We start from the raw sequence: 12132 nt of genomic DNA, 5'->3' as shown, positions 1-12132 counted from the left end.
CAGCGCCGCCGTCAATGTGGTCTTCCCATGGTCCACGTGACCAATCGTTCCCACGTTTACATGCGGCTTCGTCCGCTCAAATTTCCCTTTGGACATCTTGAACTCTCCCGTTACGACTAGCGCTGACTTTTCTTGACAATGGCCTCGGCCACATGGCCGGGGACTTCCATATACTTCTCAAACTGCATGGTGTATGTAGCACGTCCCTGTGACAATGAACGGACAGTCGTTGCATAACCAAACATTTCCGACAGCGGCACTTCACAACGAATGACCTTGGCACCGGCTTCGTCTTCCATACCCTGCATCATGCCGCGACGACTGTTAATGTCACCGATGATATCACCCATATATTCTTCCGGGGTCACCACTTCCACCGCAAAAATAGGCTCCAACAGCACTGGATTCGCTTTTGCTGCACCGGCTTTGAAACCCATGGACCCTGCAATTTTAAATGCAGCTTCCGATGAGTCGACGTCATGATAAGAACCGTCAAAAATGGTCACCTTGACATCCACTACCGGGAAGCCGGCGATGATACCATTTTCGAGGGCTTCTTCAACACCTTTTTGCGTAGGTCCTATAAATTCTTTGGGGACCGTACCGCCAACCACACCATTTTCAAAACTGAATCCGGTTCCTGGTTCCAAAGGCTCCAGACGCAACCAGACATGACCGTACTGACCGCGACCACCAGACTGGCGGACAAACTTACCTTCTGCCTCTACGGTCTTGCGGATTGTCTCACGATAAGCGACCTGAGGCGCACCCACCGTGGCTTCGACGTTAAACTCGCGCTTCATACGATCTACAATGATTTCAAGATGAAGCTCGCCCATACCGGAAATAATCGTCTGTCCTGATTCCTGATCCGTACGCACCCGGAATGAGGGATCTTCCTGAGCCAGCTTACCCAGTGCAATGCCCATTTTTTCCTGATCGGCCTTGGTTTTGGGCTCGACAGCAACATGAATGACCGGCTCAGGAAATTCCATCTGCTCAAGAGAAATGGACTTATTGAGATCACAGAGGGTGTCACCGGTGTAGGCCGTTTTCAAACCCACTGCAGCAGCAATATCCCCTGCCAAAACTTCTTTGATTTCATGGCGCTCATTGGCATGCATCTGGAGCACACGACCAATACGTTCTTTTTGATTCCTACCTGGGTTCAACACGGTGGAGCCAGCCGTCAGCACGCCTGAGTACACCCTGAAAAAGGTCAATTGCCCAACAAATGGATCAGTAGCAATTTTGAAGGCCAGTGCAGAAAACGGCTCTTCATCATCAGCAGAACGCACAACTTGTGCGCCGGAGTCCGGATCCGTGCCAACTACTGCCTCAATATCTACAGGTGAAGGCAAGTAATCTAAAACCGCATCTAATGCAGCCTGAACTCCTTTGTTTTTGAAAGCACTACCGCAAAGAACTGGAACGGTTACACCAGCAATGGTCGCCTTCCGCAAAGCGGCCTGAAGCTCTGGGATGGAGATTTCTTCCCCTTCCAGATATTTCATCATGACTTCTTCATCCGCGTCGGCAATGGCTTCCACCATAAAGTGACGGGCGGCTTCGGCTTCTTCACGCAGGTCTGCAGGAATTTCTTCTTCGGTAAAGCGCGTCCCTTGAAGAGCATCATCCCAGTTGATGGACTTCATTTTCATCAAGTCGATAACACCACTGAAACGCTCTTCTTCACCAATGGGCAACTGGACCGGAACCGGGTTCCCTTTCAACTTGGTCGCAATTTGCTCGACTACCCGCTTGAAGTTGGCGCCCTGACGATCCATCTTGTTTACAAAAGCAATACGCGGAACCTTGTATTTGTTGGCTTGTCGCCACACCGTCTCGGACTGGGGCTGCACACCGCCCACTGCACAAAACACCGCCATGGCGCCGTCCAGCACGCGCAGAGAACGCTCCACTTCAATGGTGAAGTCTACGTGTCCGGGGGTGTCAATGATGTTGATGCGATGTTCCGCACGTTGGCCATCCATACCTTTCCAGAAACAGGTCGTCGCGGCAGAGGTAATGGTTATGCCGCGCTCCTGTTCCTGGGCCATCCAGTCCATGACGGCAGTACCCTCATGCACTTCACCAATCTTATGAGACACACCTGTGTAAAATAAGATACGTTCCGTGGTAGTCGTTTTGCCGGCATCAATATGCGCCATAATGCCGATATTGCGATAACGTTCAATGGGGGTCGTGCGAGCCACAGTTTAGTCCTTTTGGGTGAGAGTCCGGTCAATTACCAACGGAAATGCGCAAAGGCTTTATTGGCTTCTGCCATACGATGGGTTTCTTCACGCTTGCGAACGGCATTTCCACGATTTTCTGCTGCCTCAAGAATCTCGGCGGCGAGACGGTTGCCCATGGATTTTTCATTCCGCTTGCGCGCTGAATCACGCAGCCAGCGCATGGCCAAGGCCATTCTTCGGTCGGAACGAATTTCTACCGGCACCTGATAAGTAGCACCGCCGACACGACGACTTTTGACCTCGACGACCGGACGGACATTGTCAATGGCCTTACGAAATACTTCGAGAGCATCACTTTTACTGCGCTCCGCAACCATTTCAAGGGCACCGTAGACAATTTTTTCCGCCGTGCTTTTTTTGCCGTCACGCATCATGACATTCGCAAATTTGGCGATGACTTCTTCTTTATACTTGGGATCCGGGAGAACAATCCGCTTGGGGACTTCACGACGTCTGGGCATGGCGCAACAACTCCTTCAATCTTTGCTTATTTGGGACGCTTGGCGCCGTACTTGGAGCGGGACTGCTTGCGATTTTTCACGCCAGCGGTATCCAGGGTACCACGCACAATATGATAACGAACGCCGGGTAAATCCTTGACACGACCACCCCGGATGAGTACCACCGAGTGCTCCTGCAGGTTATGACCTTCACCAGGAATATAGCTACTTACCTCAAAACCATTCGTGAGACGCACACGGGCGACCTTACGCAATGCCGAGTTCGGCTTTTTAGGCGTCGTGGTGTAAACACGGGTACAAACTCCACGTTTTTGTGGATTTGCATCCAGGGCTGGCACCTTACTTTTGGCGACAGGCCGCTTGCGTGGCTTGCGCACGAGTTGATTTAATGTGGGCATTTACAATCTCCAGAGTACGATGATGGCACCCAGCCTCACCGATGAGAGGGCGCATTCTAGTGAGGCTCGCCCTGACTGTCAAGGCAAACCTCGGACATACCTTACAAAATTAAGGATTTTCGCTGTTCAAAAAGACTTCTGCAGCAACAGACGATGATTCTCCACCAGTCGCCAACACTTCACCACGATTCAGTCGCCGGCGATGTTCATGGTAGGCAAGGCCTGTTCCAGCGGGAACCAGACGACCGACGATGACGTTTTCCTTTAGGCCACGCAGGTCATCCAGCTTTCCTGATACCGCTGCTTCGGTCAGTACACGCGTAGTTTCCTGGAAACTCGCCGCTGAAATAAATGACTCGGTAGACAAGCTGGCCTTGGTAATACCCAGCAGCATCGGCGTAAAGCGCGCCGGTTCCTTGCCATCCCGCTCCAACTGGGCATTTTCATCTTCAACCCGGGCCCGATCCACCTGGTCGCCAGTAATAAACGTTCCATCGCCACTGGAGGTCACCTCTACCCGCCGCAGCATCTGGCGCAGAATCACTTCAATATGTTTGTCGTTAATGCGCACGCCCTGTAAGCGATAGACGTCCTGCACTTCGTCGACAATGTAATTCGCAAGCGCCTGGACACCCAACACCCGCAAGATGTCATGGGGTACAGGCTGGCCTTCTACCAGTTGCTCACCAGGAACAACACGCTCCCCTTCGTACACCGTAACGTGACGGCCCTTGGGAATGAGATACTCATGCTGTTCTGCATTTTCGTCGGTAATGATGAGGCGCTGCTTACCCTTGGTATCCTTGCCAAAGCCGACAATGCCTTCGTGCTCCGCAATAATTGCAAAGTCCTTGGGACGACGGGCTTCAAACAACTCAGCCACACGTGGCAAACCACCCGTAATATCGCGGGTTTTCGTGGTACCGGCGGGCAGACGGGCCAAAATGTCGCCCGGGAATATCTGCATCCCTTCCTGTACCGCAATAATCGCCCTTGCGGGCAGGAAATAACGTGCCGGCAAGTCGGTCCCCGGCAACTTGAGATCCTGGCCCTTTTCATCAAGGATACCAATGACCGGCCGCAAATCCCGGCCCTGCGGCGGACGCTGTTTCGTGTCAATGACCATCAAGGTCGACAGACCAGTTATTTCATCGGTCTGGATAGCGACACTGGCGCCTTCTACGGCATCTTTCAGTGATATTCTACCGCCTACCTCGCTGACAATCGGGCGCGTATGCGGATCCCATTCTGCAACCCGCATACCTGCCGTCACCGGAGCATTATCATTGACGAGTAATGTCGCGCCGTAAGGCATCTTGTAACGTTCTTTTTCACGACCCTGTTCGTCTGTCACGGTCACTTCACCATTACGACCGACAACGACGTGACGACCACTGGAGTGAGTCACTACGCGCAAATTCGACTGATAATGGAATATGCCACCCTGCTTCACATCCAGACTGCTTTGCGCAGCAGAACGACTGGCGGCACCACCAATATGGAAAGTCCGCATGGTCAACTGGGTACCCGGTTCGCCAATGGACTGCGCAGCGATGACACCGACCGCTTCACCGGCATTGACCAGATGGCCACGAGCCAGATCACGTCCATAACACAGGGCACAAACCCCGTGCCGCGAATGACAGGTGAGCGGTGAACGTACCTTCAATGCATCCACACCCAGTGCGTCGAGCTGGCCCAAATGCTGCTCCGCCAACATGGTATTGCGGGGGATGACAATCTCTCCGGTATTCGGATGCAGAAGATCTTCGGACAGAACGCGGCCAAGCACCCGGTCGCGCAAGGGTTCTATGACTTCCCCCCCTTCCACCAGAGAAGTCATGGGCAGGCCTTCTTCCGATCTACAATCGTGTTCAACCACTACCAGATCCTGAGTTACGTCAACCAGTCTGCGGGTCAGGTAACCGGAGTTTGCGGTCTTCAGTGCCGTATCCGCCAGTCCCTTACGGGCGCCGTGGGTCGAGATGAAGTACTGCAGAACGTTAAGCCCCTCTCGGAAATTCGCGGTAATAGGCGTTTCAATGATGGAGCCATCCGGCTTGGCCATCAGACCGCGCATACCGGCCAACTGACGAATCTGGGCCGCAGAACCACGCGCTCCTGAATCCGCCATCATGAAGATGGAATTAAAGGAATCCTGTTGCACCTTGCTGCCGTCTGGAAGTTCAACGGTTTCCTTGCTGACACGATCCATCATGGCTTTCGCCACTTCATCGGTGGCTCTTGACCAGATATCGACGACTTTATTGTAACGTTCACCCTCGGTGACCAGGCCAGACGTATATTGGGCCTGTATAGCTTTAACCTCGTCTTCGGAGCGGCTGAGAATGCCTTCCTTCTCCTGCGGGGTCACCATATCGCCCGCACCAAACGAAATACCCGCACGGGTCGCCATACGGAAGCCGGTATACATCAGCTGATCCGCAAAAATGACCGTATCCTTGATTCCCAGGGTGCGGTAACACGTGTTGATCAGTTCGCCGATGACTTTTTTCTTCAGCACCCGGTTGATGACACTGAAGGGCAAACCTTCGGGCAAAATATCACCGAGCAGGGCGCGTCCGGCGGTAGTTTCAATGCGCTCGCCACGGAAGCGGACCGTGATGCGGGCATGGAGTCCCACCTGACCGGTTTCATAAGCCCTACGTACTTCGAGAATATCGGAGAACATGCCGCCGGTACCCTTGGCATCAGCACGCTCCTGACTGACATAGTAAAGTCCCAGCACAATATCCTGTGACGGCACGATGACCGGATCACCATTGGCAGGACTGAGTATGTTATTGGTCGACATCATTAATGTCCGGGCTTCGAGCTGGGCTTCCAACGACAGCGGTACGTGGACCGCCATCTGGTCACCGTCAAAGTCGGCGTTGTAGGCCGCACAAACCAGCGGATGCAGCTGAATGGCTTTGCCCTCGATCAATACCGGCTCAAACGCCTGGATGCCCAGACGGTGCAGGGTCGGGGCGCGGTTCAGCATGACGGGATGTTCGCGAATGACTTCTTCGAGAATATCCCAAACCTCGGGTTTTTCCTGCTCTACCAGGCGTTTGGCCGCCTTGATGGTCGTCGCCAAACCACGCTCTTCGAGTTTGTTAAAAATAAAGGGTTTGAACAACTCCAGCGCCATTTTCTTGGGAAGGCCACACTGATGCAGACGCAACTCGGGACCAACCACAATGACCGAACGGCCAGAGTAATCAACCCGCTTACCCAGCAGGTTCTGACGGAAACGCCCCTGCTTACCCTTGATCATATCTGCCAACGACTTGAGCGGACGCTTGTTGGGGCCGGAAATGGCGCGACCACGACGACCATTATCCAGAAGAGCATCAACCGCTTCCTGCAACATGCGTTTTTCGTTGCGTACGATAATATCAGGCGCTTTCAGTTCCAACAGGCGCTTCAGACGGTTGTTGCGGTTAATGACGCGACGATACAAATCGTTGAGATCCGAAGTCGCAAAACGACCACCATCCAAAGGCACCAGAGGACGCAGATCGGGTGGCAGCACCGGCAAAACTTCCAGGATCATCCATTCCGGACGATTCCCCGAAGATTCGAAACCTTCGAGTATTTTCAGACGCTTGCTCAGCTTTTTGGTTTTGGTATCCGAGTTACTTTCGCGCAGTTCATTACGGATGCGTTCAATTTCCTGAACCAGCGGAATGCCTCGCAACAGATCGCGAATACCTTCTGCACCCATTTTTGCGACAAATTCGTCACCATGTTCTTCGAGGGCATCCAGGTATTGGTCTTCACTCATGATCAGACCACGTTCCAGCGCGGTCACACCGGGATCCACCACTACATAGGCCTCAAAATACAGAACCCGCTCAATATCCCGTAATGGCATATCAAGTATCATACCCATACGACTCGGCAAGGACTTGAGGAACCAGATATGCGCTACAGGGCTGGCGAGCTCAATGTGGCCCATACGCTCACGACGCACGCGCGCCTGGGTGACTTCCACACCACATTTCTCACAGACCACGCCACGATGCTTGAGCCGCTTGTACTTGCCACAAAGACATTCGTAGTCCTTGATCGGGCCGAAAATCTTGGCACAGAACAAACCTTCGCGCTCGGGCTTGAAAGTACGATAGTTAATGGTCTCGGGCTTTTTTACTTCACCAAATGACCAGGAACGCACCTTGTCCGGAGAGGCAATGCCTATCCGTATGGCATCAAATTCTTCTTGCTGATCGTTTTGTTTAAAGAGCTTCAGTAAGTCTTTCAACGCATCCATCCTTGCCCGCCCGGGGCGGAAATATTACTTGGACTGTTCCAATTCAATGTCGATACCCAGCGAACGCAGCTCTTTCAACAGCACGTTGAAAGATTCCGGCATTCCAGCATCCATACGGAAATCGCCTTTGACAATGGACTCATACATTTTACTGCGGCCACTGACGTCATCAGACTTAACGGTCAGCATTTCCTGCAATGTATAAGCTGCTCCATACGCCTCCAGGGCCCAGACTTCCATTTCACCGAAGCGCTGGCCACCAAACTGAGCCTTGCCTCCCAGCGGTTGCTGAGTAACCAGACTGTACGGTCCGGTGGATCGGGCATGCATTTTGTCATCGACCAGATGGTGCAGCTTGAGCATATAGAGGTAACCCACCGTCACAGGACGATCAAAGGCTTCGCCGCTACGACCATCGTACAGGGTGACCTGACCACTACGCGGCAATCCCGCCAGCTCAAGCATATCGCGGATTTCTTCTTCAGCAGCGCCGTCAAATACGGGTGTTGCCATCGGTACGCCACCGCGCAGGTTCCGCGCCAGTTCCCGGATTTCCTCATCCGTAAGGCTATCAAGATCTTCTTTCTTGCCTGAACGGTTGTAGATTTCCGCCAGGAAGGCACGCATTTCCTTCATCGCCAGATCGCTTTCGAGCATTCCGGCAATTTTTTTACCCAGCCCTTTGGCAGCCCAGCCCAGATGGGTTTCCAGAATCTGACCCACGTTCATACGCGACGGCACACCCAGAGGATTGAGGACAATATCCACCGAAGTCCCATCAGCCAGATGCGGCATATCTTCTACGGGAACGATTTTGGATACCACGCCCTTGTTACCGTGACGCCCGGCCATTTTGTCACCCGGTTGTAGATGACGCTTGATGGCCACATGCACCTTGACCATTTTCAGCACACCAGGACTCAGATCATCGCCCTGGGTAAGCTTGCGACGTTTTTCTTCCAGCTCCGCGTCCAAACGTTGGCGCTGTTCCTCCAACTGGGCACGGATTTGTTCCAGTGCGTCATTACCTTCATCCGAACGCAAACGGATTTCAAACCATTTCGCGCGGGGCAGATCTTTCAGATATGCCTTGGTCACCTTGTTGCCGGCAGCAAGTCCATTGGGACCCCCTTCAGCCACCTTACCCGTCAACTGACGTTCAATACGCTGATAACTGTCTTCTTCAACAATGCGGTACTGATCGTTCAGATCCTTACGAATACGGTTCAGCTCATGTTCTTCAATAGACTTGGCACGTGCGTCCTTGTCAATACCATCGCGGGTAAACACCTGGACATCGATGACCGTTCCATACATACCTGCGGGCATGCGCATGGAGTTATCTTTCACATCCGAAGCCTTCTCTCCGAAAATGGCGCGTAACAGTTTTTCTTCCGGGGTCAGCTGGGTTTCACCCTTGGGAGTCACCTTACCTACCAGAATGTCACCGGGGGCCAGTTCTGCACCAATGACGACAATACCTGATTCATCCAGGTGACGCAGGGCACCTTCGGCCACATTCGGAATATCCCGCGTGATTTCTTCCGGCCCGAGTTTGGTATCACGGGCAAATACTGAGAATTCTTCGATATGGATGGTGGTATAACGATCTTCTGCCACCACACGTTCCGAAATCAGAATGGAGTCTTCAAAGTTGTATCCATTCCAGGGCATGAAAGCCACCAGCATGTTCTGACCCAGAGCCAGTTCACCCATTTCTGTGCTGGGTCCATCCGCCAATACATCCCCACGGCTGACTACATCACCGACTTTGACTACCGGACGCTGATTCAAGGTCGTATTCTGGTTGGAACGGGCGTACTTGACCAAATTGTAGATATCTACGCCAGGCTCTTCGGCCAATGTCTCTTCATCATTCACCCGGATAACAATGCGGGCACCATCGACAATATCGACCACCCCACCGCGCCGCGCGACTACTGCTGCACCGGAATCAATAGCCACCACCCGTTCCATGCCCGTGCCAACCATGGGCGCATCGGAACGAATGGTCGGAACCGCCTGGCGTTGCATGTTGGAGCCCATCAACGCGCGGTTGGCGTCATCATGCTCCAGGAAGGGGATCATGCTCGCCGCGACCGAAACAATCTGGCGGGGAGAAATATCCATGAACTGCACCTGATCCCGATTAGCCAGTGTCGTCTCGTTTTTGTGGCGGCAGGAGATGAGTTCTTCCACCAGCAGGCCATCATCATCCAGGACCGAGTTCGCCTGGGCGATAACATAATTACCTTCTTCAATGGCCGAGAGGTATTCGATTTCATCCGTTGCACGACGATCTACTACACGCCGGTAAGGTGTTTCCAGAAATCCGTAGTCGTTGGTCCGGGCATAACAGGCCAAACTGTTGATCAAACCGATATTTGGGCCTTCCGGCGTTTCAATCGGACAGATCCGGCCATAGTGGGTCGGATGCACGTCACGGACTTCAAAACCGGCTCGTTCACGGGTCAAGCCACCCGGTCCCAGAGCGGAAACACGACGCTTATGAGTGACCTCGGAAAGTGGATTGGTCTGATCCATAAACTGGGAAAGCTGACTGGAGCCAAAGAACTCATTGACCACCGCAGCAATCGGCTTGGCATTGATCAGATCCTGAGGAGTCAACCCTTCACTCTCGGCGAGGGCCAGACGATCTTTGACCGCCCGTTCAACACGCACCAGTCCCAGACGGAACTGGTTCTCCATCAACTCGCCCACAGAACGCACCCGCCGGTTACCGAGATGATCAATATCGTCAATTTCGCCGATGCCGTTGCGCAGGGATACCAGTACCTTGAGTACGGCCAGGATATCCTCGCTGCTCAGCACTCCGGGACCCGTGATTTCTTCACGCCCGACGCGACGATTGAACTTCATCCGACCCACACCCGACAGGTCATAACGATCCGGGCTGAAAAACAGGCCCTGGAAAAGATTCTGGGCAGCATCCTTGGTCGGCGGCTCACCCGGGCGCATTAAGCGATAAATTTCCATCTGCGCTTCATGCGCATCACGGGATGTATCAATTCGCAGCGTCTCGGAAATATAGGGACCCCGATCAATTTCATTGATGTACAGGGTGTGCAGAGACAAAGAAGGTCCCTTGCGCAGCACATCGAGCACTTCTCCGGTAATGGGTTCATTGACTGCCAGCAGTACTTCACCGGTTTCCGGATTGACGACGTCCTTGGCAACCACCTTCCCAAGGACAAACACATCCGGTACGGGCAGCTGCTGTAATCCCGGAACTTCGGTCAGCGCTTTGATATGACGCGCAGTAATGCGTTTGCCAGTAGCAACAAGCACTTCACCCGTTGCCGGGTTGACTATATCAAAGCTGGCAATTTCCCCCTGAAGACGCTGGGGAATCAAATCATAATTCAGCTCTCCATCCAGAATATGGAAGCTATCTGTCTCAAAAAACATTTCGAGAATATCTTCCGTACCATAACCCAGCGCCCGTAACAAAGTAGTTGCCGGCAATTTGCGACGCCGATCAATGCGCGCGTAAACATGGTCCTTGGGATCAAACTCAAAATCCAGCCAGGAACCGCGATAGGGAATGATACGGGCATTAAATAACAGTTTGCCCGAGGAGTGGGTTTTACCCCGATCATGGTCAAAAAACACACCCGGTGAACGGTGCAGCTGCGAAACAATAATGCGCTCGGTACCATTAATGACAAACGAACCGTGTTCGGTCATGAGCGGTATTTCCCCCATGTACACGTCCTGTTCCTTCACATCTTTGACCCGCTTGGCGCCGGTGCTGTCATCCTTTTCCATGACCGCCAGGCGCAACCGTACGCGCAGGCCGGCATTAAAGGTCAGACCGCGCTGACGACATTCCACCACATCAAAAGCCGGTTTTTCCAGACGATAGGAAACATAATCCAGCATGGCATTGCCGGAGTAGCTCTCCATCGGAAAAATCGAGCGGAAAACCGCCTCTAGCCCTGTTTCCTTGCGCGCCGCCGGAGCCGTTGACTCCTGGAGGAACTCCCGATAAGAATCCATCTGCGTAGCCAGCAGATATGGCACTGCGAGAATGCTCTGGCTTTTGCCAAAGTCTTTACGAATCCGTTTCTTTTCAGTAAAAGAGTAGGCCATGGATGCTCCGCGCGACGACCGCAAGGTTCAGGGAAAACACCTAAAGCTGCTTTCCACAAACGATGAAGGGGCTGGCAACCGTATTTGTTGCCAGCCAGATAAACTGCTTAATACGTGTACAACAGATTACTTGATCTCCGCCTCGGCACCAGCCTCGACGAGTTGGGCCTTGACGCTTTCGGCCTCAGCCTTGGCGACGCCTTCTTTCACAGCCTTGGGCGCGCCGTCGACCAGATCCTTGGCTTCTTTCAGGCCAAGACCGGTAATGGCACGCACTACCTTGATGGTGTTCACCTTGTTGGCACCAGCACTGGTCAGAATGACATCAAATTCAGTTTGTTCTTCTGCTGCAGCAGCTCCATCACCACCAGCAGCACCGGCAGGGGCGGCAACGGCTACTGCGGCTGCAGAAACACCAAATTTTTCTTCCATTTCCTTGATCAGTTCGGAAAGTTCAAGAACCGTCATGCCTGCAATAGCGTCTAAAATTTCAGCTTTGGACAATGCCATTTTACAACTCCTTCATCATTAATTTTGAGTTAGGCAGCGCGTTGATCGCGAACTGCTGCAAGGACCCGAACAAAACGACTCGGAACCTCGTTGAGGGTGCGTACGAAACCGGATAC

The 12132-nt window shown here is 53.0% G+C and carries 7 protein-coding genes and 1 pseudogene; all 8 read right to left on the bottom strand.

What is annotated here, in order from left to right:
• A partial coding sequence (locus tag AC2VLY_RS06700) for a GTP-binding protein (protein WP_022970494.1) occupies window positions 1-96 on the bottom strand: 96 nt, incomplete at its 3' end.
• A 20-nt stretch (window positions 97-116) separates the two neighbouring features.
• A complete protein-coding gene (gene fusA / locus AC2VLY_RS06695; protein WP_300250253.1) occupies window positions 117-2216 on the bottom strand; it encodes an elongation factor G in 2100 nt (699 codons plus the stop codon).
• Between the two features lie 32 nt (window positions 2217-2248).
• Complete coding sequence (rpsG, locus tag AC2VLY_RS06690) at window positions 2249-2719, bottom strand: 30S ribosomal protein S7 (RefSeq protein WP_010641428.1); 471 nt, start codon at window positions 2717-2719, stop codon at window positions 2249-2251.
• Between the two features lie 26 nt (window positions 2720-2745).
• Entirely contained in the window at window positions 2746-3117 is a 372-nt protein-coding gene (rpsL, locus tag AC2VLY_RS06685; RefSeq protein WP_010641426.1) for a 30S ribosomal protein S12, read from the bottom strand.
• A 109-nt stretch (window positions 3118-3226) separates the two neighbouring features.
• A complete protein-coding gene (gene rpoC, locus AC2VLY_RS06680) occupies window positions 3227-7393 on the bottom strand; it encodes a DNA-directed RNA polymerase subunit beta' (protein WP_486921980.1) in 4167 nt (1388 codons plus the stop codon).
• A 24-nt stretch (window positions 7394-7417) separates the two neighbouring features.
• Complete coding sequence (gene rpoB / locus AC2VLY_RS06675; RefSeq protein ID WP_193649837.1) at window positions 7418-11506, bottom strand: DNA-directed RNA polymerase subunit beta; 4089 nt, start codon at window positions 11504-11506, stop codon at window positions 7418-7420.
• Between the two features lie 126 nt (window positions 11507-11632).
• Window positions 11633-12016 carry a 50S ribosomal protein L7/L12 gene (gene rplL / locus AC2VLY_RS06670; protein ID WP_486893155.1) on the bottom strand — a complete coding sequence of 128 codons (384 nt, stop codon included), beginning with the start codon at window positions 12014-12016 and terminating at the stop codon, window positions 11633-11635.
• A gap of 29 nt (window positions 12017-12045) precedes the next feature.
• Window positions 12046-12132, bottom strand: a pseudogene (locus AC2VLY_RS06665) (50S ribosomal protein L10); the annotation flags it as partial.

Source organism: Acidithiobacillus sp. TH-A36, from assembly GCF_057473445.1.
The sequence above is the reverse complement of the archived record's forward strand: the minus strand, read 5'-3'. Positions and strand labels throughout refer to the sequence as shown.

Coding starts and splice junctions, on each gene's coding strand:
- rplL (WP_486893155.1), bottom strand. CDS start 12,016: ATGGCATTGTCCAAAGCTGAAATTTTAGACGCTATTGCAGGCATGACG.
- rpsL (WP_010641426.1), bottom strand. CDS start 3,117: ATGCCCACATTAAATCAACTCGTGCGCAAGCCACGCAAGCGGCCTGTC.
- rpsG (WP_010641428.1), bottom strand. CDS start 2,719: ATGCCCAGACGTCGTGAAGTCCCCAAGCGGATTGTTCTCCCGGATCCC.
- rpoC (WP_486921980.1), bottom strand. CDS start 7,393: ATGGATGCGTTGAAAGACTTACTGAAGCTCTTTAAACAAAACGATCAG.
- rpoB (WP_193649837.1), bottom strand. CDS start 11,506: ATGGCCTACTCTTTTACTGAAAAGAAACGGATTCGTAAAGACTTTGGC.